The organism is Microbacterium sp. H6 (assembly GCF_003314775.1).
GTDB lineage: Bacteria > Actinomycetota > Actinomycetes > Actinomycetales > Microbacteriaceae > Microbacterium > Microbacterium oxydans.
Map to the genome: position 1 here is coordinate 13,389 of NZ_QOAY01000192.1, position 25,288 is coordinate 38,676.

Sequence of the window (25,288 nt, forward strand, 5' to 3'; positions counted from 1 at the left end):
GCCCAGCGTGCGCGGCTGGCCATCGACCAGGGCGACGTTGTTGATGCTGAACGAGTCCTCCAGCGGAGTCAACCGGTAGAGCTGCTCGAGCACGGCGTTCGGGTCGAAGCCGGTCTTGATGCCGATCGCGACGCGCAGTCCGTGGTTGCGGTCGGTGAGGTCGGTGACGTCGCTGATGCCCTGCAGCTTCTTCGACTGCACCGCATCCCGGATCTTCTCCAGCAGGCGCTCGGGTCCCACCATGTACGGCAGCTCGGACACGATGATGCCGGTACGCCGCGGGCCGAGCGGCTCGATGGAGGTCTTGCCCCGCACCTTGAGGGCGCCGCGTCCGTTCGTGTACGCGTCCTTGACACCGTCGAGTCCCATCAGGATCCCGCCGGAGGGGAAGTCAGGTCCGGGGACGAACTCCATCAGCTCCTCGGTGGTCGCATCCGGATTCTCGAGGAGGTGAGTGGCCGCCGCGACCACTTCGATGAGGTTGTGCGGCGCCATGTTGGTCGCCATGCCGACGGCGATCCCACTCGCGCCGTTGACCAGCAGGTTGGGGAAGGCGGCCGGCAGCACGGCAGGCTGCTGGAACTGACCGTCGTAGTTCGGGATGAAGTCGACGACGTCCTCGTCGAGGTTCTCGGTGAGGGCCAGCGCGGCGGCGGCGAGTCGTGCCTCGGTGTATCGGGCTGCAGCGGGCCCATCGTCGAGGGAGCCGAAGTTGCCGTGCCCGTCGACCAGGGGCACACGCAGCGCCCACTCCTGCGCGAGCCGCACGAGCGCGTCATAGATCGCCGAGTCGCCGTGGGGGTGCAGCTTTCCCATGACCTCGCCGACGACGCGCGCACTCTTGACGTGGCCGCGGTCCGGACGCAGGCCCATCTCGGCCATCTGATACAGGATGCGGCGCTGCACGGGCTTCAGCCCGTCGCGCGCATCGGGCAGGGCACGCGAGTAGATCACCGAGTACGCGTATTCGAGGAACGAACCCTGCATCTCGCTGGAGAGGTCGATGTCCTGGATGCGCTCCTCGACGGGCTCGGGCGGCGGAGTTTTCGGCATGGACTTCCTGGGGGCATACGGGAGCCTGTGTCAGACTGGCTCGGATGTCCTTCATGCTACCGTCCGCGGCGCCCAGCGCCCGGAGTGTCGTCGGGGTGGCGGGCGACCTGTTCGCCGCACTCCGAGGCGAATCCGAGGTTCTGCCGCGCGCGGACTCGGTCGTGCTCGTGGTGATCGATGGGCTCGGGGCGATCAGCCTGCGTGGCCATGCCGGACACGCGCGCTCCCTGACCGCGGGGATGGCGAAGAAGGACGTCGCCCACTCGGTGTTCCCCTCCACCACGGCGGCGGCGCTCACGAGCATCGTCACGGGTGTATGGCCGGGGGAGCACGGGCTCGTCGGTTACCGCGTGCTCGATCCCGACCGCGATGTGCTCGTCAACCAGCTCAGCGGCTGGGAGACCGACGGGATCGATCCGCTCACCTGGCAGTCGGCCCCGACGATCTTCGAGCGAGCGGCCCGCGACGGACACGAGAGTTTCGCCGTCGGGTTCGCCGGGTACGCGCACAGCGGCTTCACCAGAGCCACTCTGCGCGGTGCCGAGTTCGTTCCCGCGACGACCGCGGCCTCGCGGGTCGAAGCCGCATATGAGCTCGCTCGCGAGCACCCGGGGTCGCTCGTCTACTGTTACCTGCCGGAGGTCGACAAGGCAGGTCACAAGCACGGCATCGCCTCCCCGGAGTGGGTCGCCGCGCTGGAGGACGTCGATGCGGCGCTGTCTGCACGTGTCCCGGCGGGCGTGGGCGTCGTGGTCACCTCGGATCACGGGATGGTCGATGTGGCGCCGAACCGTCAGGTCGTCCTGGCCGAGGAGCACGTCGCGGGGATTCGCCACATCGGCGGCGAACCGCGCATGCTGCACGCGTACCTGGAGACCGACGCGGACCGCGCGGCGGTGACGTCGAGATGGCGCGCCGACCTGGAGGGGGTGGCCGACGTGCTCACCCGCGAGGAGGCGATACGTCACGGCCTCTTCGGACCGAAGGTCACAGATGCCGCCGCATCGCGCGTCGGCGACCTGCTCGCGATCGCTCGCGGTGCCTGGGCTCTCTACGACGGTACGGCGGCCGACCAGCGCAGTCGCGGGATGGTGGGCCAGCACGGCGCGCTCACACCGGAGGAGAGACAGGTGCCGGTGATCCGGCTCGGCGCGTTCGAGCGCTGACGCAGCCCCTCATCCCCGCCGCGGGTGGGGCTCAGACCAGTCGCGTCTCACTCATCGGTGCGTGCGCCGAAGACGATCTCGTCCCACGACGGCATCGCGTTCCGGCGACGGCGGCGTCCCGTGGAGTCGCCGGTGTCCGAGCTGCTGTTCTGCGGCGCGGGCTGCGGGGGCTCCGGTTCTTCATCCGGCTGCTCCAGGGCCTCGAACAGTGCGATCGGACTCTGGTCCGATCGATCCGTGTCCTCCACGTCGTCGAGCAGCGGCGCGGTCTCCCGCTGTCCGCGGCGTCGGCGTAGAGCCTCGAGGAGGTCCGCCGTCTCCGGACTCGTGGTCTGCGCGGCGGGAGCGCGCTTGATCGCCGCGTCCTGCGCTGCCGCGTCGGAGCGGGCCGGGAGCGAGGGGTCTTCCACGTCCGCTTCGGGTGCGGGTACCAGCCGCGGTCCGAACGCGCCGGAGTCGAAGCGACTCTCGTCCTTGTACGGCGAGGTCCGCTCGGCATCGACCGCTCGGAGGCGGGGGATGAGACCCTCGGGGAGCGAGCCCTGCCGAGAGAGCTGTGTCGCGTCGGCGTTCAGCGGTGAGAGCGCGCTGCGGCGAGGATCGAAGCTCCAGCGGGCGTCGTGATCGACCTCGTTGGCGGTGAACTCGAGCTTGATGGTCCAACCGGAGTCCTCCTTCCAGCTCGCCCAGCGTTCGGAGGTGGCTTCGATCTCGGCGAGCTTGGCGCGGACGGCCACACCGAAGGTCGGCTGCGCGTCGGGCTCGACCTCGCTGCCGATCAGGACGGGCACGGCGAGGGCCTGTCCGATCACGTGCTCGCGCTCGGCGAGGACGGGTCCTTCGAATCGGGCCACGTCGTCGACGCTGATGCCGAGCAGCTCCGCGACCTCGGGCGCGGTGAGCCCGGCGCGGATCTGGGCCTGGATGTCGCGCGGGCTCGCAGCGAGCTTCTGGGCCGTCGGCTCGCTCTGACGGGTGGCGCGGCGGATCTCGCGCTGCAGCATGTCGTCGATGGGCAGCGCGAACCGCTCGCCCGACTCGGTCGCGAGTACGAGGACTCCTGCTTCTGTGCCGACGATGGTGACGTTTTCCATGCGAATGCCCCTCTGATGGGTGTCCGTTCATGGTGTCACGCGTGAGGGGTCGCGGACGGGAATAGCGTGGGCGTGCCGTGAGTTTCCTCTGTCGCACGGACGAGCATTTGCGTTATGTCGTCCGGTCGTGCAAACTATGGCCGCCGAATACCCGACGGCGCACCACCCACTCGCACCATGAAAGTGGAGATCTACCGCATGGCAACCGATTACGACGCCCCCCGAAAGAGCGAAGACGACTCCGAGTCGATCGAAGCCCTCAAGGAGCGTGTGCCGGACAAGAACTCCGGCTCAAGCGGGGACGAAGACTCCGACAACCCGTCGAGCTTCGACCTCCCGGGTGCCGACCTCTCCGATCTCGAGCTCGATGTCGTCGTGCTGCCCGCGCAGCAGGACGAGTTCACATGCATGAGCTGCTTCCTCGTGAAGCACCGCTCGCAGCTCGACCACGAGGGCGCATCCGGGCCCATCTGCAAGGAGTGTGCTGCGTAAGCAGTCCTTCGAGCGACGTATCACGCGCCCCCGACCGTCTCGGTCAGGGGCGCGCTGTCGTTGGGTGAGCGTGTCAGGTCTGGGAAGCGCGGATCGCGGCGACGAGCCGGTCGGGCGTCCGCGTCGAGATCGTCCATGCGTCCACGGGGTCGTCCTGGTCGAGGTTCGGCACGACGACGATGCCGTCGATGCCGCCGCGGATCAGGTGCCACCCGCGCGCCGGGAGACCGGGGCCGCGGGCATGACGGGCTTCCTCGCCCGTCAGTGCAGTGGGTGCTCCGAGGTGCTTCGTGTCGATGTGCGCGCGACCTGCATGCAGGGTGGAGCCGACGACCGAGACGACCGGTGTGGCGGCGATGACACCGAACACGAGCAGGGCCGATACTGCCGCACCGACGACGAGCGCGACGGTCGAGCCGATCGGCACGAAGACAAGCGAGACCATGGGGCCGGCGACCGCGACGGTCACGAGCAGCCAGAGGCTCGGCGAGAGCCTCTCGCGGTAGCGGGGACGTGAGTCTGTGACGGGGTTCTGCATTAGCCTCATGGGGTGACCGATTCCGTTGATGTCCCCATTATCGCTGCAGTGCTGCCCGGGTATGCGCATCCGGGAGACGCCGGAGCCGATCTCGTCGCCGCCGAGGCGGTGCACCTGGAGCCGGGGGAGCGCGCTCTCGTGCCGACGGGGGTGAGCATCGCCCTACCCGACGGGTATGCGGCATTCGTCGTACCGCGCAGCGGCCTGGCGGCGAAGCACGGCATCTCGATCGTGAACTCTCCCGGAACGGTGGACGCCGGCTATCGCGGCGAGATCAAGGTGAGTCTGATCAACACGGATACCAAGAGCGCGTACGATGTGGCGGTCGGCGATCGTATCGCGCAGCTGATCATCATGCCGGTCACGCGCGCCACGTTCATCCCGGTCGACGTGCTGCCGGACAGCGTCCGTGGTGCCGGTGGATTCGGCTCCACCGGATACCAGGCAGCGACCCACCAGAGCGAAGCAGGACGAGCCAATGACTGACAACAACGAGACCCCTTCGAAGTCGGCACCGTTGAACCGTGCCACCGACGGGCCCTTCGATGACTCCGAGGCGAACCCGGTCCGTCCGTACATCGATCTCGGCGGCATCAAGATCCTGCCGCGCGAAGGTCTGAATCTGCGCCTCGAAGTCGAGGAGCAGTCGAAGCGCATCGTCGCGGTCGGCCTGGACTACGCCGACTCCTCGCTGCAGGTGCAGCCGTTCGCGGCGCCGCGCTCCGGCGGACTGTGGGACGAGACCCGAGTGCAGCTCCGCGACCAGGTCAAAGCCCAGGGCGGTCGCGTCGAGGAGCGCGAAGGCCCACTGGGCAAGGAGCTCCTCGCCGAGGTTCCTGCCACGGCGGCGGAGGGATCAGGGCTGCGTCTCGCGCGTTTCATCGGCATCGACGGCCCGCGCTGGTTCCTGCGCGGTGTGATCGGTGGCGCAGGAGCGTCTGACCCCGAAGCCGCCGAGAAGGTCGAGGACCTCTTCCGCTCGATCGTCGTCGTCCGCGGCGGTTCGCCGATGCCCCCGCGCGACCTGATCCCGCTCAAGATGCCGGCGACTCCGGGTTCCGCGTGAGCGCTCCCGAGCCCGACGCCGAACGCGAGAAGAGCACCTCCGAGATCCTCGGGGCGGCGCTCGGCGGTGCCGCGCGTCGTGCCGGTCTCGATCCCGCTGAGGGCTCCAGCACCCACAAGGTGGTCTGGACGGCGATGGGGGGATGGCGCGGCATCCTCGAGTCCGTGCTGCCGAGCCTCGCTTTCGTCATCCTCTTCACCATCCGCCCGGAGCCGCTGATCCTGTCGTTGGGGGTGTCGGTCGGCCTGGCAGCGGTGTTCACCCTCGTCCGACTGGTGCAGAAGTCGCCGCCCTCCGCCGCGCTGGGCGGTCTCATCGCGGCTGTGGCCGCCGCGGCGCTCGCGCTGTGGACCGGACGCGGCGCGGACAACTTCGTGCCAGGACTCATCACGAACGCGGTCTACGGATCGGTCATCCTGATCTCCGCACTGATCGGATGGTCGCTGATCGGCCTCGCGGTCGGATTCCTGATGGGGGAGGGCACCACCTGGCGCACCGACCGCCGCAAGCGACGTGCGTACTTCTGGCTCGGGATCGCCTGGGCCTCGCTGTTCTTCGCGCGCCTCGCCGTCCAGCTGCCCCTGTATCTCGCCGGCGACGTCACGGCACTCGGGACGCTCAAGCTCATCATGGGGTTGCCGTTGTTCGCACCGCTCATCGCCGTGACCTGGTTGGTCGTACGGGCGCTCCACCCCCGCGAGCCTGCGCGCGAGGATGCCCCCGAGGCGTGATAGATTTATCTTGACATCAAGATAAATCGCAGGCTTTCGCCGGTGCGCTTCCCGGAGCAGACTGGTTAGGTCCCCCTTGCTAGCCGCAGGGGCTCACTGGCGAGCAAGATGGAGGCGCCTGTCGCTCCCATCCGAATAGAAGGAGACGGATTCGTGTCCACGGTGAACAGCTTCGGTGCCAAGAGCACCCTGACAGTCGGCAGCACCGACTATGAGATCTTCCGCATCGACACGGTGCCCGGTTTCGAGAAACTCCCCTTCAGTCTCAAGGTCCTCCTGGAGAACCTGCTCCGCACCGAGGACGGCGCGAATGTGACGAAGGCGCAGATCGAGGCGCTGGGGTCCTGGGACGCAGCGGCTGAGCCCAACACCGAGATCCAGTTCACGCCGGCGCGCGTGGTCATGCAGGACTTCACCGGTGTCCCGTGCATCGTCGACCTCGCCACCATGCGCGAGGCCGTGACGGCTCTGGGCGGCGACGCCAACAAGATCAATCCGCTCTCGCCGGCCGAGATGGTCATCGACCACTCGGTCATCGCCGACCTGTTCGGCTCCGAGAACGCACTCGAGCGCAACGTCGAGATCGAGTACGAGCGCAACGGTGAGCGCTACCAGTTCCTGCGCTGGGGCCAGACCGCCTTCAGCGACTTCAAGGTCGTCCCGCCCGGGACCGGCATCGTGCACCAGGTGAACATCGAGCACCTCGCGAAGGTCATCTACGACCGCGACGTCGACGGCGTGCTCCGCGCCTACCCCGACACCTGCGTCGGCACCGACTCGCACACCACGATGGTCAACGGTCTGGGCGTGCTCGGCTGGGGCGTCGGTGGCATCGAGGCCGAGGCTGCCATGCTCGGTCAGCCCGTGTCGATGCTCATCCCTCGCGTGGTCGGCTTCAAGCTTTCCGGTGAGATCCCCGCCGGTGTCACGGCGACCGATGTCGTGCTCACGATCACCGACCTGCTGCGCAAGCACGGCGTCGTCGGCAAGTTCGTCGAGTTCTACGGCGAGGGCGTGGCATCCGTGCCGCTGGCCAACCGCGCCACCATCGGCAACATGTCACCGGAGTTCGGTTCCACGGCGGCGATCTTCCCGATCGACGACGTCACCCTCGACTACCTGCGCCTGACCGGCCGCAGCGACGAGGCCGTCGCACTCGTCGAGGCCTACGCCAAGGAGCAGAAGCTCTGGCACGACGCATCGCACGAGCCCACCTTCAGCGAGTACCTCGAGCTCGACCTCGGCACCGTCGTGCCGTCGATCGCCGGCCCGAAGCGCCCGCAGGACCGCATCCTCCTCTCGGAGGCGAAGTCGCAGTTCGAGCAGGACATCCTGGCGTACGCGACCGCATCGACCTCGGACTCGGTCGTCGACCTCGAGTCGAAGCACTCCTTCCCGGCATCTGACCCCGGTTCGGTTCCCGGCGAGGAGGAGCCCACCACCAGGCGTCCGGTGCACATCAACAGCGGCGCGCCGGCCAACGCCTCGAAGCCCGTCCCCGTGACCACACCCGACGGGGAGAAGTACATCCTCGACAACGGCGCCGTCACCCTGGCTGCCATCACGTCGTGCACCAACACGTCGAACCCGTCGGTCATGATCGCCGCCGGTCTCGTCGCACGCAAGGCGCTCGAGAAGGGGCTCAAGCAGAAGCCGTGGGTCAAGACCACGCTCGGCCCCGGCTCCAAGGTCGTCACCGACTACTACGAGAAGTCCGGTCTCGACAAGGACCTCGAGGGTCTCGGCTTCTACACGGTCGGCTACGGCTGCACCATCTGCATCGGAAACTCCGGACCGCTGATCGAAGAGGTCTCCGAGGCCATCAACTCGCACGACCTCGCCGTCACGGCCGTCCTCTCGGGCAACCGCAACTTCGAGGGTCGCATCAGCCCCGACGTGAAGATGAACTACCTCGCCAGCCCGCCGCTGGTCATCGCCTACGCGCTGGCGGGGTCGATGCACTTCGACTTCGACAACGACGCCCTCGGCAAGGGCAGCGACGGCGAAGACGTCTTCCTGAAGGACATCTGGCCGACGCCAGACGAGGTGCAGGAGATCGTCGACTCGTCGATCTCGCGCGACCAGTTCATCAAGCAGTACGCCACGGTGTTCGACGGCGACGAGCGCTGGCGCAACCTGCCGACGCCGGATGACGACACGTTCCAGTGGGACGAGAACTCGACCTACGTCCGCAAGGCACCGTACTTCGACGGCATGACGATGGAGCTCACCCCGGTGAAGGACATCGAAGGTGCTCGCGTGATGGCGACGCTCGGCGACTCGGTGACCACCGACCACATCTCGCCGGCCGGAAACATCAAGCCGGGGACGCCCGCGGCCCAGTACCTGACGGAGCACGGCGTCGACCGCAAGGATTTCAACTCCTTCGGCTCGCGCCGCGGAAACCACGAGGTGATGATCCGCGGAACGTTCGCGAACATCCGTCTCAAGAACCTCATGGTCTCCGCCGTGAACGACGGGCAGGTCGTCGAGGGTGGCTACACCCGCGACTTCACGCAGCCGGGCGGCCCGCAGTCGTACATCTACGACGCGAGCATGAACTACCAGGCGCAGGGCACGCCGCTCGTCATCTTCGGCGGCAAGGAGTACGGTTCCGGTTCGTCGCGTGACTGGGCGGCCAAGGGCACGAGCCTGCTCGGCGTCAAGGCCGTCATCACGGAGAGCTTCGAGCGCATCCACCGGTCGAACCTGATCGGCATGGGAGTCGTGCCGCTGCAGTTCCCCGCCGGCGAGAGCTGGGAGTCGCTGGGCCTCGACGGGACCGAGATCGTCTCGATCTCCGGCCTGGAAGAGCTCAACAACGGCGTCACGCCGAAGACGGTGAAGGTCACGGCCACCCCGAGCGAGCACTCGCCCGAGGGCAAGCAGCCGGTCGAGTTCGACGCGGTCGTGCGCATCGACACCCCCGGTGAGGCTGACTACTACCGCAACGGCGGCATCCTGCAGTACGTGCTGCGTTCGCTCGTCTGATCGCACGCTGGTTGATCGCGTAACGGAGGGGCTCGTGTCTTCGGACACGGGCCCCTCCGTCGTGTCAAGGGGGCCTCCATCCTCGGAGCTTTCCCGGCCCGGGGCGGTAGGATCAGGACGACGCCCGCACCCGTGTCGGGCGTCTTTGACGAAGCCTGTGAGGAGGCGCAGATGCCCATTCTTCCGAGCATCTCTGGACCCCGCGATCTGGATGCCCTCTCGACCGAGCAGCTGGCGGAACTCGCCGCGGAGATCCGCGAGTTCCTGGTCGAGAACGTGTCCCGTACCGGTGGCCATCTGGGCCCCAACCTCGGCGTCGTCGAGCTGACGATCGCCCTGCATCGCGTGTTCTCGTCTCCGGACGACCCCTTCATCTTCGACACCGGGCATCAGTCCTACGTGCACAAGCTGCTCACGGGCCGCCAGGACTTCTCCGGCCTGCGCGTGCGCGGCGGACTCGCGGGGTACCCGCAGCGCGGGGAGAGCGCCCATGACGTGGTGGAGTCGTCGCACGCCTCCAGCTCGCTCAGCTGGGCCGACGGTATCTCCCGGGCGCTCACGGCGACCGGCCGCGCCGACAGGCATGTGGTCGCGGTGGTCGGCGACGGCGCGCTGACCGGTGGAATGACCTGGGAGGCGTTGAACAACATCTCCGATGACAATGACCGCAACCTGGTCATCGTCGTCAACGACAACGGACGTTCCTACGCGCCAACGATCGGCGGCATGTCGCGCTACCTCAACCGGGTGCGTACGGCAGCGGCCTACAAAGACCTGCATCAGCGCTCCGACCGCCTCTTCCGTGCTTTCGGTCCCGTCGGCCGTGCCGTGTTCCGCGGTGTCCGCGGCGGTACCCACGGGTTCCTCTCGCGGTTCACGAACAACGAGGCGCTGTACTCGAACCTCGACATCAAGTACCTCGGCCCCGTCGACGGGCATGACCTCCCCGCGCTGCTCGAGACGCTGGAGCTGGCGAAGTCGTACGGTGCCCCCGTCATCGTGCACACGATCACCGAGAAGGGCCGCGGCTATCAGCCGGCCCGCGACGACGAGGCCGACCAGTTCCACGCCGTCGGCAAGATCGATCCGACGACAGGGGAGACCCTGTCGTCGGGCGGTCGTGGGTGGACCGACGTCTTCTCCGACGCTCTGGTCTCCGTGGGTGAGCAGCGCAACGATGTGATCGCCATGACTGCTGCGATGCTGCGACCGACGGGCCTCGCGCCGTTCGCCGAGCGCTTCCCCGACCGCGTCTACGACGTGGGAATCGCCGAGCAGCATGCCGTGGCTTCCGCCGCGGGACTGGCCTACGGGGGACTGCACCCCGTCGTCGCCCTGTACGCCACCTTCATGGGGCGTGCCTTCGACCAGGTGCTGATGGACGTGGCGCTGCACCGCGCCGGAGTCACCTTCGTCCTCGATCGCGCCGGTGTGACCGGCCCCGACGGGCCGAGCCATCACGGCATGTGGGACCTCGCCATGCTGCAGATCGTCCCGCACATCCGCATCGCCGCGCCCCGCGACGGCGCCCGACTGACCGAAGCCCTCCGAGAGGCGGTCGACGTCGAGGACGCACCGACGGTCATCCGCTTCCCCAAGGGCGAGGTCGCCGCCGACCTCCCGGCCATCGAGCGGCTCAGCGACGGTGTCGACGTACTCGCCCGCGGCGAGACGGAGGACGTGCTCATCGTCGCCATCGGCCCCTTCGCGGAACTGGCGCTCGATGTCGCCGACCGGCTTCGCGCGCAGGGCATCGGCGCCACCGTCATCGATCCGCGATGGGCCATCCCTGTGCAGCCGTCGATCGTGGAGCTCTCGGCTCACCATCGCCTCGTGATCACCATCGAAGACGGGATCCGCGTGGGAGGAATCGGCACCCGTGTCCGGCAGGTTCTTCGAGAGGCGGGGATCGACACGGCGGTGGACGAGCTGGGTCTTCCCGACGAGTTCATCGATCACGCCTCCCGCGATCAGATCCTCGCCGATGCGGGGCTCACCGCGCCCAAGATCGCGCAGGACATCGTTTCGCAGGTGCTCGGGACCCGCATCCCCAAGGCGCGTCACGCGGGCGAGACCGGGACGATCGACCTTCCCCTGCACGAGAGGCACTGAGACCCGTCCCAGGGTTTTCCCGCTCCAGCAGCGTGCCCGCACCGGCGGTGGTGCCCGGGGGAGATCAGTTCAGGGCATGCAGTGCCGCGACGGCCTGGGCTCCGCGATCCACCTCTCGGAGTGCGGTCGACAGCAGGTAGCCGTCGGTGAGCGCGTCGCCGGTGACCATCACGCGCACCAGCTCGACGCCGCAGGCGCGGCGAACCTCGTCGGCACTGGCCGCGATGACCCGGGTGTTGATCTCGTCGTTGTGCGGCAGCTCTGCTCCTTCGAGGCTGCGGACCACATCTCGCAGCGCCGCGCCGACGATGTTCGAGGCGCGTTCCTTCACGTTCACCACATCCAACTCGAAGACGCGCAGATCGTGCCCCGTCGGTAGGGGACGCCACTCGAACGAGGCGTGCACGCGATGCTGATGACCGCTCGCACCGCTCAGCTCCCGCGCAGGCAGATCCGTCGCGCGGCACCGCACGTCGACGAGTTTGTACCAGTAGAACAGGGGGAACGCCCCGTGTGAGCCCGGGTCCAGCACGACGACTTCGCCCACCGCGCCACCGTGCTGGGACGGACGCCGTTGAGGGCGGTTGCGGATGATGGGTTTGCCGTTGCGGGTTCGGATGGCCGCCCAGCCCTCGTCGACGGTGACGATGAAGAGCTTGAGGAGAGCGGGGAGCACCAGGAGCGTGGTGAGGATGGCCGTTCCGGTCTTCAGCAGGCCCGACATCCCCTTGCCGCCCAGCATCGTGAAGAGCATGTCCATGTCACCACTGTGCAGGTTCGCCGAGTGCCGATGTGTCGTCGGGCGGCCTGCTCGCCGTGATTTCATGCGGTGTTCCCCGCACGTTCCCTGCCCGGCTGTGCGGCGGATACGCGATGGCTCCGGCCGCGCCGTGATCCGGTCTCAGAGAAGCGCGGAGACCGCGCGGGCCACGACGGACTCGACCACTGGACGACAGCGGGCTCTATCCGCGTCGACGAGTCCGATGCGCGTGCGCCGGTCGAGGACATCGTCGACCGTCATCGCCCCCTCCACGCGGACGGCGTACTCGACCTCTGCCGCGGTCAGGGCCGTCGCCTCGTCCAGCAGCTCGTCCGATGAGGGGACGTCACGATCCGCGAGCCGCAACGACGCGGTGCGACTCTGTCGCGACGACGGCAGACTCCGCGTCGTGACGGCGAGATCGACGGCATCCTCGGCCATGCGTCGATAGGTCGTCAGCTTCCCGCCGAGCACCGAGATGAAGCCCGACTCCGATGCCGCCACCAGGTGCCGACGGGAGATGTCGGCTGTCGAGTCGGTTCCGCTGTCGACAAGCGGCCGCAGGCCGGCGAAGGCGCCACGAACCTGATCGCGTCGGACCGCGGTGGCGAGAACGCGGTTGAGGCTGTGGAGGAGGAACTCGATCTCGGTCTCCGTCGGCTGAGCGACCCGCGGGACCGCGCCGGGTGAGTCTTCGTCGGTGAGTCCGACGATCAGTCGTCCGTGTGCCTGTGGCAGAGCGAAGACGTATCGGCTGATCGACCCTTCGTGAGGGATCGTCAGTGCCGTCGACGGAGCGCCGAGGTCGGCGGCGTCGAGCACGATGTGGGTCCCTCGACTCGGTCGCACCGTGATCGACGGATCGAGTGCTCCCGCCCACACTCCCGTCGCGTTGACGACCGCACGTGCACGGATCTCGAAACGCTCGCCCGTCGTCGCCTCCTCGACCGAGGCCCCATCTGCGCGCAGGGAGAGCGCACGGACCCTGGTGAGGATGCGGGCGCCGAGGGCCGCTGCGGTGCGGGCCACCGTCGTGACGAGGCGCGCATCATCGACGAGCTGACCGTCATAGGCCAGCATTCCTCCGCGGAGGCCCCGCTGGTCGAGGGCTGGCATCAACCGCATGGCCGTGCGCGCGGAGACCACGGCAGGGGCGGGGAGGACCCGGCGCGGGGTGTGTGCGCGCATCCGCAGCACATCGCCCAGCCCCATGCCCACGGTGCCTGCGACACGCTGACGGAGTGTGACAGTCTGCGAGAACGGCAGGAGCTGTCCGAGGGGGTGGATGAGGTGAGGGGCGATCGAGGTCATCAGGAGATGGCGTTCGTGCGCGCTCTCCCGCGCGGTCGCGAAGTCTCCGGTGGCGAGGTAGCGCAGGCCGCCGTGCACGAGCTTCGAGCTGAATCTGCTGGTGCCGAAAGCCAGATCCTCGGCTTCGATCAGCGTCACGGTGAGTCCGCGAGAGGCAGCATCGAGTGCGACTCCCACGCCCGTGATGCCGCCGCCGATCACGAGCACGTCGACCCGCTCCTCGGCTGCGAGCGTGAGCTCCGTCCTCCGTCGCGCGACATTGAGCGCGGATGGCTCCCTGATCATGGGCGCAGCAGTCCGTCCAGCGCGGCCCGCAGTTCGCGCTCCCATGCCGCCTCCGAGATCAGATCGGAGACGGTCCCGTGGGAGAGCACCGCGGACTGCGCGATGAGCAGCAGCATGACGGCCATCTCCTGCGGTGCACCGTCGCGCACCGATCCGTCGAGCTGTGCGGTTCCGATCGCTGCGGACAGCCACCCGAGGATCATGCGCTGGCTCGAACCCACGCGCTGCAGCGTGTATCGCGTGAACGCTTCCGGCTCGTCGGCCAGCAGTCTCGCATACAGGGCGTCGCTCCGGAACAGGCCGATGAAGCGCAGCACGTCGTCGACGAGGGCGGGCCTGGTGGCCGCAGTCGCGGGGAAGGCGCTCAGGATGGTGGTCACACGGCGCAGCAGTGCTGCACGGACGACGTCATCGGCGTCGTTCCAGTTGCGGTAGATCGTCGGCCGACTCAGCTCTGCGCGCCGGGCGAGCTCCGCGACGGTGACGCCGTGCACGCCGCGCCTCTCGATCAGCGCATCGGCCGCATCGAGGATCTTCGTCTGCGTGGCATCCCAGAGAGGTTGACGTTCTTCCATGATGTGTCACACTGTAACGCATGGGCCAAGAGAACGGCAGGGTCGATGCGGACTCGCTGATGAGATGGAACGGCTGGGGCGACCCGGCCAAGGCGAAGGGGCTGCCTCTTCCGGTGCGTGCTCTGCTGCCGATGCTGTTGGGTCGCGTCCGCACGCCCGCTCCGGCCGTCGAACTCTCGGAGGTGCAGCTGCGCCCGTCGCGTCTGACAGCGGAAGACCGCGCGGCGTTCGTCCTCGCCGTCGGCCTCGAGAACGTCGACGACACACCGGAGGCCCGTGTCCGTCACGCGGGCGGGCGCTCGACGCCCGACCTGCTTCGCCGACGCGAGGCACGACAGGACGCACCGGACGCCGTCGTCCGCCCCGCCGACCACGACGAGGTCCGTGCGTGTCTCGATGCCGCGGCGGCGCAAGGTGTCGCCGTCATCCCCTTCGGTGGCGGGACGAGCGTCGTCGGCGCACTCGATCCTGAACGGGGCGCGCATCACGCCGTGGTCAGCCTCGATCTGCGGCGGCTGAGCGGCATGGTGCGGCTCGATGAGACCAGTGGTGAGGCCGTGCTCGCGGCCGGCACGACGGGGCCGGAGGCGGAGGCGCTGCTTTCCGCGCGCGGGTTCGAGCTCGGTCATTTTCCGCAGAGCTTCCGCTATGCCACGATCGGCGGATTCGCGGCGGCTCGGTCTTCGGGGCAGAACTCTGCGGGGAACGGGCGCTTCGACACGATGGTGACCGGGATCAGAGTGACCACCCCGACCGGCGACATCGAGCTCGGGCGGTCGCCGGGCTCTGCCGCAGGGCCCGACCTGATTCGAGTGTTCCTCGGCTCCGAGGGCATCTTCGGCGTGATCACCGAGGTGCGGGTGCGCGTCCACCCGATCCCGCGCGCGAGGGTGTTCGAGGCCTGGTCGTTTCCGGACTTCGCCAGTGGAGCCGAGGGGCTTCGTCGTGTCGCTCAGCTGAGCGGCGGTCCGACCGTCATCCGGCTGTCCGACGAAGCGGAGACGGCTGTCAGCCTCGCCCAGGTCGGGCGGATCGGCAAAGCACTGGCCAAGGGCGCCAGCGTGGTCACGGTGTACGAAGGCGAGGACATCGCGGAACGACGGGCTCATGCCGGTGCTCACCTCGCCGCGGCGGGCGGGACCTCCTCGGGGGAAGGCCCGGCAGAGGACTGGCTCAGGACCCGGTTCGACGGACCTTATCTGCGCGATTCACTTCTCGACGCCGGTGTCTTCTGCGAGACATTGGAGACCGCGACGACGTGGTCGAACCTGCGGGCGCTGCGCTCGACGGTCGAGGCGGCGCTCAAGGAGGGCTTCGCAGACATCGGCGCCAAGTCGTACGTCATGTGCCACGTCTCGCACATCTACCCGACCGGGGCGTCGCTGTACTTCACGGTCCTCGCGGGAGTGCGCACCGACATGCTCCGTTCGTGGGAGCCCGTGAAAGCGCGTGTGAACGATGCGATCATCACCGCAGGGGGAACGATCAGCCATCACCACGCGGTCGGGCGGGACCATGCGCCGTGGCTCGGTCAGGAGATCGGGGAGACCGGGGTCCGCATCCTCGCCGCCATCAAGAGGGAGCTCGATCCGTCGGGCATACTCAACCCCGGCGCCGTGATCCCCGCGGAACGGACGCACTGACGTGTCCGAGCACATCGCCGTGCTCGCGAATCCGTTCGCCGGTAAGGGGCGGGGCGGGCGAGCGGCGGAGGCAGCCGTTCGACTTCTCCGGGAGCGTGGTGCCGAGGTGCGAACGTACGCGGGTGCCTCCGCCGCCGACACCGCCCGGCTCGCCGTCGCCGCGCTGGCCGACGGCCCTCGTCTCCTCGTGGTCGTGGGCGGTGATGGCACGCTGGTCGGCGTGCTCGACACGGTGTGCGCCGCCTCCGTCCCGGTCGTCCTGGTGCCGGCGGGCACGGGGAACGATCTCGCCCGAGCCCTGGGCCTCCCACGTGGTGACGCACGGGCCGCCGCCGAGCTCGCCCTCATCGGCGTGCCACGAGCGATCGACGTCGGCGTCGTCCGCACCGCGAAGGGCAGTCGGAGATTCCTGACCATCGCGGCGCTGGGCTTCGACGCGAAGGTCAGCGACCGCACCAACAGGCTCCGCTGGCCGCACGGCGCACCTCGCTACTACCTCGCGCTGCTCATCGAGCTCGTGCGACTGCGGCCGATGGAATTCCGCATCGCCGTAGACGAGGAAGCGGCGAGGAGCTCGCCGGGCACGCTGATCGCAGCCGGCAGCACGTCCAGCTACGGAGGGGGTATGCCGATCTGCGCCGGAGCCGTCCCCGACGACGGACTCCTCGACATCGTCCATGTCGCGCCATTGGGCCGCATGCGCCTGCTGGGTCTCTTCCCGCTGCTGCTGCGTGGGACGCATCTCGCGCGCGCTGAGGTCGCGCACCGGCGTGCACGGTCCGTGACCGTCTCGGCCCCCGGCCTCGTGGTCTACGCGGACGGCGAGCGCATCGGCGAGGATGAGTGCACCATCTCGGTGCTTCCCGGCGCGCTCACGATGATGGTGCCGAAGGAGAGCGATGACTGAGTTCGACGAGGATGTCGTGGTCGTGGGTTCCGGCTTCGGAGGTTCGGTCGCTGCTCTGCGGCTGGCGGAGAAGGGCTACCGAGTTCGCGTCTACGAGGCGGGTCGCCGCTTCGAGGACGACGACTTCGCGAAGACCAGCTGGGACGTCCGTCGCTATCTCTGGGCGCCGGCGCTCGGCTGCTACGGTGTGCAGCGTATCCACCGATTGCCGCATGTGATGATCCTGGCCGGTGCGGGGGTAGGCGGCGGATCGCTCAACTACGCGAACACGCTGTATCAGCCGGGCGCGGCCTTCTTCACGGACCCGCAGTGGCAGGGCATCGCGGAGTGGGAGCACGAACTCGCGCCGCACTATGCGACGGCCAAGAGGATGCTCGGCGTCGTCGACCAGTACCCGCACACCGGCCCTGTGGAGCGGATCATGGCCGGCGCCGCGGACGATCTCGGCGTCGGCTCGACGTTCCGGCACGCACCGGTCGGGGTCTGGTTCGGGAAGCCGGGGGAGCGCACGCCGGACCCCTTCTTCGGCGGCGAGGGGCCTGATCGAACCGGGTGCACGCTGTGCGGCAACTGCATGGTGGGCTGCCGCGTCGGCGCGAAGAACACGCTCATGAAGAACTACCTGGCTCTGGCGGAGCGCCACGGAGTCGCGATCGAGGCCCTCCGCACGGTGAGCGAGGTGCGTGAGCTCCCCGAAGGAGGATTCGCGGTGACAACGCAGCGCAGCGGGGCCTGGGTCCGCCGCGTGCGGAAGACCGTGACCGCCCGGGAGGTCGTGCTCGCCGCCGGCACCTGGGGCACGCAGCAGCTGCTGCACCGGATGAAGGAGTCCGGGGCTCTGCCGCGGGTCTCGGACGCCGTAGGTCGGCTCACCCGCACCAACTCGGAGGCCCTCGACGGCGCGGTCGCCGTGAGCGTCCCGGACTCGCTGCAGCTCGCCCGCGGCGTCGCGATCACCACGTCGTTCCACGTCGACGACCGCACCCACGTCGAGAACGTCCGCTACGGGCCGGGGTCGAACCTGATGGGTGCACTCGCTACCGTGATCGTCCCCGGCGGACGTCCGATAGGGGTGCGACTGCGCAGTCTGGTCGCCCAGATGCTCCGTTCCCCGGTGCGGCAGTTCCGTCTCGGGAGCCTCCGCCGCTGGAGCGAGCGGGGTATCATCGCGCTGGTCATGCAGACAGCGGACAACTCGCTCACGCTCTCCCTGCGCCGCCGCTTCGGCCGCCTCATCATGACGAGCGCACAGGGACACGGGGAGCCGAACCCGAGCTATCTGCCCCAGGCCCATGCGGCGGCGGCGGCGATCGCCGCGCGGGTCGAGGTGGACAGCGGGGTCCCAGCCGCTGCACGTGGATCCTGGCCTGAGGTGTTCGGCATCCCCCTCACCGCGCACTTCCTCGGCGGTGCCGTCATCTCGGCGTCACGTACGGACGGTGTCATCGACGGGTATCACCGGGTCTGGGGGCACCCCGGCCTGCACGTCGTCGACGGCGCCGCCGTGCCCGCGAATCCCGGGGTGAATCCCTCGCTGACGATCACCGCACTGGCGGAGCGGGCGCTGTCGTACTGGCCTCGTCGCGGCGAAGACGACGCACGCCCGGTTCAGCCGGCGAGCTGAGCCTCGGCGACAGGGCTCTGTGGTGCAGGGTCTTCGGACAGCGCCCGTGACGCTGTCCAGTACCAGCCGTGGGCGACGCTGACGGCGCTCATCCCCAGCAGGGGAAGTGCGATGTACGGCTCGGTGATGTTCGTCAACAAGGACCCGAATTCTCCGGTCATGTTCGCGGGCCAGGTCCCGACGACCGCGATGACGACGCCTCCGACCACGAGACCGAGTCCTGCAAAGGCGATGAGGTGTTGCCGCATGCCCGCCGTGGTCCGCAGAAGCCGGCCCAGCACGAAGGCGGCCCCGCTGCCGATGACGGTCGCCAGAGCGGAGGTGGCCACGACGAAGAGGAGCTGGAACCATGCCACCAGGATGAGGATCGAGAAGACGGTCTGCAGGGAGCGCGACATGATGGCGAGGACGACGGTCGTCACCAGGAGGAACAGAGCGTTGAAGGTGATCCAGGTCGCAACGGCGCCGCGCCAGAACTCGCGTCGGCTGAAGGCCATCGGCTGCTCGGTGGTGCGCGGAGACGGGCGAGGGCTCATCGATCCAGGGTAGGGCTTGCCGAGCGCCGGACGACAAAGCGCCTCACCGGATTCGCTGGGAATCCGGTGAGGCGCTTCGGTGATGGCGTCCGGCGATCAGCGGCTTTCGACGCCGCGGATCTGCGGGGTGTGGAAGGAGCCGCCGAAGGCCCGCTCGGATGCACCTTCGCGGTCGAGGTACGGTGAGGCGCCGCCGTCGATGAAAGGCCAACCGGCGCCGAGGATCAGGCACAGATCGATGTCCTCGACCTCAGGGACGACGCCCTCGTCGAGCATGAGCTTGATCTCCTGCGCCAGACCGTCCTGCACGCGCTGGAGGATGGTCGCGGCCGTGGCCGGTGTCTTGCCCACCGCCGGCTTCAGGACCTTCTCCGCCTGCTTGCTCCAGCCGACGACGCGTCCGCCCTTGTCCTTCTCCACGACCGTGTCGAGCTCGGCGAGCGCGTGGAAGTTCTCGTTGGCGTAGAACCGGTCGGGGAACGCATGCACCATCGTGTCCTGCACGTGGGCGGCGACCTTCCAGCCGACCAGGTCGATCAGCTGGAACGGGCCCATCGGGAGGCCGAGGGGTCCGAAGGCCTTCTCGACCTCGGCGATCGGCGTGCCCTCGTAGACGGCACGTGCGGCTTCGCCCATGACCTTCGCGAGCAGCCGGTTCACGACGAAGCCCGGGGCGTCGGCGGTGAGCACCGCGTTCTTCCCCAGGTTCTTCGCGACCACGAAGGCCGTCGACAGCGCGGCGTCGGCGGTCACCGGGGTCTTCACGATCTCGATCAGCGGCATGACCGCGACCGGGTTGAAGAAGTGGAAGCCGACCAGACGCTCCGGGTGCGCGAGCTTCGACCCGATCTCCTCGACCGACAGGGAGGAGGTGTTGGTCGCGAGGATCGCGTCCTCGGCGATGATCTTCTCGATCTCGCCGAACACCTGCTGCTTGACGCCGACCTCCTCGAACACCGCCTCGATGACGAAGTCGCAGTCCGCGTAGAGGCTCTTGTCGGTCGTGCCGGTGACCAGCGCACGCAGCTTGTTCGCGCTGTCGGAGTCGAGACGTCCCTTGGCCTCGAGCTTGCCGATCTCCTCGTGGATGTAGGCGACGCCCTTGTCGACACGTGCCTGATCCAGGTCGGTGATGAGCACAGGCACCTGGAGCTTGCGCACGAACAGCAGTGCGAACTGGCTGGCCATGAGACCGGCACCGATGATGCCGACCTTGGTGACCTTCTTCGCGAGCTGCTTGTCGGGCGCACCGACCGGACGCTTCGCACGCTTCTGCACCAGGTCGAACGCGTACATCGACGCGGCGAACTGGTCCCCGGTCACGAGTTCCGCCAGCGCCTCGTCCTCGCGGGCGAAGCCCTCCGCCTTCGTGCCGCTCTTCGCCTTGTCGAGCAGCTCAAGGGCGGCGTACGGCGACTTCGGCACGGTGCCGATCTTCGACTCCAGCATGCCGCGCGCCATCTTGATCGCGATCGGCCACTTGGTGAGGCGCTCGAGCTTGCCGGGCTCGTTCTTGCGCTCGACCTTCGTGCCGCCGAGTACCGCATCCGCCCAGGAGAGCGAGTTCTCGAGGTAGTTCGCCGCGGGGAAGATCGCGTCGAAGATCCCGAGGTCGAACGCCTGCTGCGGCTTCAGCATGCGGTTCTGCTTGAGCGGGTTCGAGATGACCACCTCGAGCGCGTTCTCGATGCCGATGAGGTTCGGCAGCAGGTAGGCGCCACCCCAGCCGGGGATGATGCCGAGGAAGACCTCGGGAAGCGCCACTGCCGCCGCCGAGGCGTCGACCGTGCGGTATGTGGAGTTCAGAGCGATCTCCAGTCCGCCGCCGAGCGCGAGTCCGTTCACGAACGCGAAGGACGGCACGCCGAGGTCGCCGAGCTTGCCGAGCACCTTGTGGCCCAGCTGCGCGATGAGGCGTGCGTTGTCCCGGGACCCGACCTTGCTGATGTCCGAGAGATCGGCGCCGGCCGCCATGATGTACTGCTTGCCGGTGATGCCGACCGCCTGGATCTCGCCGGCCGCTGCCCTGGCCTTGAGGCCGTCGAGGGTCTCGCCCAGCTGGGTGAGCGTCGCGGGTCCGAGCGTGTTCGGGCGGGTGTGATCGCGACCGTTGTCGAGCGTGATCAGTGCCAGCACCTTGCCGGAGGCGAGGCGGATGTCGCGCACCGGTGACTGTGTGATGACCTCGCCCTCGGTGAGCGCCTGGATGGGGGAGAAGTCGATGTCGTCGTAGTCGGTCACGTTCGCGCTCACTTCTTCTTCTTGCCGTCGTAGTGCGGGTTCTCCCAGATGACCGAACCGCCCTGGCCGAGACCCACGCACATGGCGGTGAGGCCGTAGCGGACATCGGGACGCTCGGCGAACTGCGCCGCGAGCTGGATCATGAGGCGCACACCGGACGCGGCGAGCGGGTGCCCGAGGGCGATGGCGCCGCCCCACTGGTTGACACGCGGATCGTCGTCGGCGATCCCGAAGTGGTCGAGCAGGGAGATCACCTGGATGGCGAAGGCCTCGTTGAGCTCGAAGAGACCGATGTCGTCGATCGTGAGACCGGCTTTCTTGAGGGCTTTCTCGGTCGACGGGATCGGGCCGATGCCCATGATCTCGGGCTGGACCCCGGCGAACGCGAACGAGACCATCCGCATCTTCGGCGCCAGTCCGAACTCCTTGACCGCACCACCACCGGCGAGCAGCGACATCGTCGCGCCGTCGGTGAGAGGGGAGGAGGTGCCTGCGGTGACGCGTCCGTGCGGGCGGAACGGCGTCTTCAGCGCGGCGAGGTCTTCCATGGTGGTCTGCGGGCGTCGACCTTCGTCCTCGGTGGCGAGGCCCCAGGCGCCGTCGGCACCCTTGATCGCGACGGACACGAGGTCGGGCTGGATCTTGCCCGCGTCGTATGCCGCCTGCACCTTGTGCTGGCTCAACATGCCGAAGCGGTCGGAGCGCTCCTTGGTGAGGTGCGGGAAGCGGTCGAAGATGCGCTCAGCCGTGACGCCCATGTTGAGCGCGCCGGGGTCGACCATCTTCTCTGCCACGAACCGCGGGTTCGGGTCGGCGTTCCCGCCGATCGGGTGGTGCCCCATGTGCTCGACGCCGCCGGCGAGGGCGAAGTCGTACATGCCGACACCGATCGATGCGCCCATCGTGGTGACGCTGGTCATCGCGCCGGCGCACATGCGCTCGACCGCGAGGCCGGGCACCGTCTGCGGAAGGCCCGCGAGGATCGCCACCGAGCGCCCGAGCGTCAGCCCCTGGTCGCCGGTCTGGCTCGTCGCCGCGATGGCGACGTCATCGATGCGGTCGGCCGGGACGGAGGCGTTGCGCTCCATCAAGCCGATGGTCGCCTTGACGGCGAGGTCATCCGCGCGGGTGTTCCAGTACATGCCCTTTTCGCCGGCGCGCCCGAAAGGGGTGCGTACTCCATCGACGAAGAAGACGTCCGAGATCTCGGCCACTCTGCCTCCAAGTTAGTGCGTGGCCTCAGTCTATGAAGCCCGGGAAACAGGGAGGAATCGGTTGGTTCGAACCTACGAAGCGGGTGCGGAGGTGCTGTCGGGCGTTTGCGCCGCCTCTACAAAGGCGGCCGCGATCTTCTGTGCGGTCTGTTCAATCTGCCAGGGGCGGGCTCCGAGTGCTGCCAGCGCATCCCCGATCTCCTCCGCCGTCTCACCGGGGAGATCCCACGCCACGCGGCGGAGGTATTCCGGGGTGAGGAGGTTCTCGGTCGGCATCCCCAACTCCTCGGCGATGGCTTCCACGACAGGGCGCGCGGCCTTGAGCCGCGCATCCGCTTCGGGGTTGCGATCGGCCCATGCGCGCGGGGGAGGAAGCGTATCGCTCGGGACCCGTTCGCGCGGGAGCTCTTCCGATGCCCGCCCATCGACGATCGCCTGCCACCACCTGTCGAGCTGCGTGCGGCTCGCGCGGCCCTGGAACTCCTTGATACCGGCGAGGGCCTGCTTCGACGGCGGGTTGGCCATCACTGCGGCGACGAGTGACCGGTCGGGAACGAGCCGGCCGGGGGAGACATCCTGGTCCTGTGCATACGCTTCGCGGGCCTGCCAGAGCGAACGTGCGACCGCGAGGTTACGAGCCCCGCGGACCTGGTGCAGGCCACTGAGCCGGCGCCAGGGGTCTTCCCTCGGCGGCTTGGGCGCGCGGGCCAGAGTGGCGGCGAACTCCTGGGCGGCATACTCCGTCTTGTTCTGCTCCTCCAGTTCGAGCACGAGAACGTCGCGGACATCGATCAGATGCAGCACGTCGAGCGCGGCGTACTCGAGCCAGGAGTCGGGGAGCGGACGCGTCGACCAGTCGGCCGCCGAGTGCTCCTTCTTCAGCGTGATGCCCAGCGTGTCCTCGACGACGGCGCCGAGTCCGACCCGCTCGTGCCCGAGCAGACGGGACGCGAGTTCGGTGTCGAAGATCACCGGAGGCTCGAGGCGCAGCTCCCGCAGCGAGGGCAGGTCCTGGCTCGCGGCATGCAGAACCCACTCGACGTCGCCGATCGCCTCCTGGAGAGGAGCGAAATCGCCGATGGCCGGCGGGTCGAACAGGAAGACCCCGGCTTCGCGTCGGAACACCTGCACCAGATAGGCGCGTTGCGAGTAACGGAAGCCGGACGCGCGTTCCACGTCGACGGCCACGGGGCCGGTGCCCGCAGCGAGTACGGCGCAAGCCGCGCGGAACTCCTCAGCATCCGAGATCACGGAGTATTCAGTCACGTACAGCCTTTCGCGCGCCGATCACGGCGATGCCCTCGGAGCCGGGCGGAAGTCCCGCCAGCATTCCGACCAGCTCGGCCCATGCTTCGACGTGCGGTCGGAACGGGCCCTCCGGAGTCCAGGACGCACGCAATTCTATCTGCGCGCCGTCGCCTTCGATGGCGAGCCCGCCGAATCCCTTCGACAGCGTCTTCGTCGACGTCCCCGATTCCGAGTGGTAGACCGCATCCCGCGAATCGAGCGCGTCGACCAGCCACGACCAGGTCACGTCGGCGAGCAGGGGATCGGTGCCGATCTCGGTCTCCAGTGGAGCCTGCGCGAAGATCACGATGCGCCACGAGCCGCCCCAAGCGCCCGGCTCGTCCGGATCGTGCAGCAGGACGAAGCGGCCCGTGCCGTACACCGACTCGCCGTCGCTCTCCGGGCGCACGTCGGCGCCGAGGGCGATGGCGAAGGGTGCGAGACCCTGTGGCGTGGCGATCTCGCGTACCGTGATGTCATCGCGGAACTCGGTCTCGCGCAGTTCGGCCACGGCGCTCTCGAAAGGCGTCCCGGCCTCGGGGTGTGCGGTCACGGCAACAGGCTAGAGTCAGGAAGCGATGAAGAGTCTCAGGCACGCCGTTACGCTCCTTGTCCCCGCGCTGTTCGCCTTCGGGGCAGCGTTCGCTCTCGTCGTGTTCGCGGTCGCCCGACGGGTCGTCACCCCGATGCGCCGACCCACCGATACACAGATCCTCGCGGTCGACACCGGTGCGCAGACCATCGAACTGCAGCGCACTCCCGACACCGAGCTCCCCGGGCGCTACGGCCTGTTCACGACAGGGACATACGGCTACGTCAAGCTCGGTGCGGTGCTCAGCGCAGACGCCACGACCGTTCGACGCAAGCTGCTCACGCAGATCGAACCCGGTGCGCGCGTGGATCGTGCTGCGGCATTCAGCGGCTACTACTACTCCACTCCGAGCGAGCTGCACCTGCAGTGGGAGAACCTTCTGATCGGCTCTCCCGCCGGCCCGTGTCCGGCCTGGTACTTCCCCGGGTCGTCGTCGACCTGGGTGATCCAGGTGCACGGCCGAGGAGCGACACGGGCGGAGTGCCTGCGCGCCGTGCCGGTCATGCACGCGGCGGGCCTTCCGACCCTGGTGGTGTCCTACCGCAACGATGGTGAGGCTCCCCGCACCAGGGCCGGTGCGTATGCGCTCGGGGCATCGGAGTGGCGTGACGTCGATGCCGCCATCGCGTACGCACTCCGACACGGAGCAGAGCGGGTCATCCTGATGGGCTGGTCGATGGGGGGAGCGGTCTCGCTGCAGGCCGCGGTGAGTTCGGGTCACAGAGACCGCATCGCGGGGATCATCCTCGAGTCCCCTGTCGTCGACTGGCGCACGGTGCTGCGGTTCCAGGCGAAGCTTGCCGGGGTGCGGCCGCCCTTGCCCGAGCTGGCCATGGGGGCGCTGCAGATGCCTCTCACCGCGCGCCTCAGCGGCGCAGACGAGCCGATCCACTTCGATCGCCTGGACATGGTCGCCCGAGCGGACGAACTGACCGCACCGATCCTGATCCTGCACAGCGACGACGACGGCTTCGTGCCCGCGGATTCGTCCCATGCCCTTCAGAATGCGCGCCCCGACCTCGTGACGATGCCGAAGTTCACGGTCGCCCGTCACACGAAGCTGTGGAACT

Annotated in this window: 22 protein-coding genes; 11 read left to right on the forward strand and 11 right to left on the reverse strand. The window is 68.4% G+C overall.

The window, feature by feature from the left end; all coding sequences use genetic code 11:
* On the reverse strand, positions 1-1,053 hold a 1,053-nt coding region (locus tag DSP71_RS23785), incomplete at its 3' end, for a DNA gyrase subunit A (protein WP_309472621.1).
* Positions 1,054-1,097: 44 nt separating this feature from the next.
* Here DSP71_RS23785 and DSP71_RS12650 point away from each other — a divergent pair.
* Positions 1,098-2,219: an alkaline phosphatase family protein gene (locus DSP71_RS12650; protein WP_218867369.1), complete on the forward strand. Its 1,122-nt coding sequence runs from the start codon at positions 1,098-1,100 to the stop codon at positions 2,217-2,219.
* A gap of 47 nt (positions 2,220-2,266) precedes the next feature.
* On the opposite strand, the gene sepH is transcribed toward DSP71_RS12650, so the two are convergent.
* Positions 2,267-3,313 (reverse strand): septation protein SepH, encoded by a 1,047-nt coding sequence (gene sepH, locus DSP71_RS12655; RefSeq protein ID WP_058631763.1) that lies wholly within the window; start codon positions 3,311-3,313, stop codon positions 2,267-2,269.
* 198 nt (positions 3,314-3,511) lie between these two features.
* Between sepH and DSP71_RS12660 the strand changes: the two genes are divergently transcribed.
* The gene (locus tag DSP71_RS12660) at positions 3,512-3,805 is read left to right on the forward strand and encodes a DUF4193 domain-containing protein (RefSeq protein WP_046747247.1); all 294 of its coding nucleotides are present in this window, start codon (positions 3,512-3,514) and stop codon (positions 3,803-3,805) included.
* 73 nt (positions 3,806-3,878) lie between these two features.
* On the opposite strand, the gene DSP71_RS12665 is transcribed toward DSP71_RS12660, so the two are convergent.
* Positions 3,879-4,343, reverse strand: coding sequence for a DUF3093 domain-containing protein (locus DSP71_RS12665; protein ID WP_046747213.1), 465 nt, complete (start codon positions 4,341-4,343; stop codon positions 3,879-3,881).
* A gap of 12 nt (positions 4,344-4,355) precedes the next feature.
* On the opposite strand from DSP71_RS12665, the gene dut reads away from it, so the two are divergent.
* The 5 genes from dut (at position 4,356) to dxs (ending at position 11,243) form a co-directional block, all read left to right on the forward strand.
* Positions 4,356-4,829: a dUTP diphosphatase gene (gene dut, locus DSP71_RS12670; RefSeq protein WP_046747212.1), complete on the forward strand. Its 474-nt coding sequence runs from the start codon at positions 4,356-4,358 to the stop codon at positions 4,827-4,829.
* Positions 4,822-5,409 (forward strand): DUF3710 domain-containing protein, encoded by a 588-nt coding sequence (locus DSP71_RS12675; RefSeq protein ID WP_045264797.1) that lies wholly within the window; start codon positions 4,822-4,824, stop codon positions 5,407-5,409. Before dut ends, DSP71_RS12675 begins: the two co-directional genes overlap by 8 nt.
* A complete protein-coding gene (locus DSP71_RS12680) occupies positions 5,406-6,140 on the forward strand; it encodes a DUF3159 domain-containing protein (RefSeq protein ID WP_058631761.1) in 735 nt (244 codons plus the stop codon). The genes DSP71_RS12675 and DSP71_RS12680 overlap by 4 nt, the downstream gene beginning before the upstream one ends.
* 153 nt (positions 6,141-6,293) lie before the next feature.
* Positions 6,294-9,131 carry an aconitate hydratase gene (locus DSP71_RS12685; RefSeq protein WP_113681266.1) on the forward strand — a complete coding sequence of 946 codons (2,838 nt, stop codon included), beginning with the start codon at positions 6,294-6,296 and terminating at the stop codon, positions 9,129-9,131.
* Between the two features lie 171 nt (positions 9,132-9,302).
* Positions 9,303-11,243 (forward strand): 1-deoxy-D-xylulose-5-phosphate synthase, encoded by a 1,941-nt coding sequence (gene dxs / locus DSP71_RS12690; RefSeq protein ID WP_046747209.1) that lies wholly within the window; start codon positions 9,303-9,305, stop codon positions 11,241-11,243.
* 64 nt (positions 11,244-11,307) lie between these two features.
* On the opposite strand, the gene DSP71_RS12695 is transcribed toward dxs, so the two are convergent.
* From DSP71_RS12695 to DSP71_RS12705, 3 genes are all read right to left on the reverse strand, one after another.
* Positions 11,308-12,003 carry an SPFH domain-containing protein gene (locus DSP71_RS12695; protein ID WP_113681267.1) on the reverse strand — a complete coding sequence of 232 codons (696 nt, stop codon included), beginning with the start codon at positions 12,001-12,003 and terminating at the stop codon, positions 11,308-11,310.
* A gap of 141 nt (positions 12,004-12,144) precedes the next feature.
* Positions 12,145-13,599: a glycerol-3-phosphate dehydrogenase/oxidase gene (locus tag DSP71_RS12700; RefSeq protein ID WP_046747207.1), complete on the reverse strand. Its 1,455-nt coding sequence runs from the start codon at positions 13,597-13,599 to the stop codon at positions 12,145-12,147.
* The gene (locus tag DSP71_RS12705) at positions 13,596-14,174 is read right to left on the reverse strand and encodes a TetR/AcrR family transcriptional regulator (protein WP_052748652.1); all 579 of its coding nucleotides are present in this window, start codon (positions 14,172-14,174) and stop codon (positions 13,596-13,598) included. Before DSP71_RS12705 ends, DSP71_RS12700 begins: the two co-directional genes overlap by 4 nt.
* A 20-nt stretch (positions 14,175-14,194) precedes the next feature.
* On the opposite strand from DSP71_RS12705, the gene DSP71_RS12710 reads away from it, so the two are divergent.
* From DSP71_RS12710 to DSP71_RS12720, 3 genes are read left to right on the forward strand one after another with little or no spacing between them, the layout of a single operon-like run.
* A complete protein-coding gene (locus DSP71_RS12710) occupies positions 14,195-15,817 on the forward strand; it encodes an FAD-binding oxidoreductase (protein WP_257022013.1) in 1,623 nt (540 codons plus the stop codon).
* Position 15,818: 1 nt separating this feature from the next.
* Complete coding sequence (locus tag DSP71_RS12715; protein WP_113681268.1) at positions 15,819-16,724, forward strand: YegS/Rv2252/BmrU family lipid kinase; 906 nt, start codon at positions 15,819-15,821, stop codon at positions 16,722-16,724.
* On the forward strand, positions 16,717-18,348 hold the full coding sequence (locus DSP71_RS12720) for a GMC family oxidoreductase (protein ID WP_113681269.1): 1,632 nt from the start codon (positions 16,717-16,719) through the stop codon (positions 18,346-18,348). The genes DSP71_RS12715 and DSP71_RS12720 overlap by 8 nt, the downstream gene beginning before the upstream one ends.
* Here DSP71_RS12720 and DSP71_RS12725 read toward each other — a convergent pair.
* The 5 genes from DSP71_RS12725 to DSP71_RS12745 form a co-directional block, all read right to left on the reverse strand.
* Complete coding sequence (locus DSP71_RS12725) at positions 18,333-18,884, reverse strand: hypothetical protein (RefSeq protein ID WP_113681270.1); 552 nt, start codon at positions 18,882-18,884, stop codon at positions 18,333-18,335. The genes DSP71_RS12720 and DSP71_RS12725 overlap by 16 nt on opposite strands.
* A gap of 96 nt (positions 18,885-18,980) precedes the next feature.
* Positions 18,981-21,125, reverse strand: a complete 2,145-nt coding sequence (locus DSP71_RS12730) for a 3-hydroxyacyl-CoA dehydrogenase NAD-binding domain-containing protein (protein ID WP_058631785.1) — start codon at positions 21,123-21,125, stop codon at positions 18,981-18,983.
* 8 nt (positions 21,126-21,133) lie between these two features.
* Positions 21,134-22,339, reverse strand: a complete 1,206-nt coding sequence (locus DSP71_RS12735; RefSeq protein WP_046747202.1) for a thiolase family protein — start codon at positions 22,337-22,339, stop codon at positions 21,134-21,136.
* Positions 22,340-22,411: 72 nt separating this feature from the next.
* Positions 22,412-23,605, reverse strand: a complete 1,194-nt coding sequence (locus DSP71_RS12740) for an HRDC domain-containing protein (protein ID WP_061018750.1) — start codon at positions 23,603-23,605, stop codon at positions 22,412-22,414.
* Positions 23,598-24,179 (reverse strand): DUF3000 domain-containing protein, encoded by a 582-nt coding sequence (locus tag DSP71_RS12745; RefSeq protein WP_113681271.1) that lies wholly within the window; start codon positions 24,177-24,179, stop codon positions 23,598-23,600. The genes DSP71_RS12740 and DSP71_RS12745 overlap by 8 nt, the downstream gene beginning before the upstream one ends.
* Before the next feature lie 25 nt (positions 24,180-24,204).
* On the opposite strand from DSP71_RS12745, the gene DSP71_RS12750 reads away from it, so the two are divergent.
* A partial coding sequence (locus tag DSP71_RS12750; RefSeq protein WP_258546427.1) for a S9 family peptidase occupies positions 24,205-25,288 on the forward strand: 1,084 nt, incomplete at its 3' end.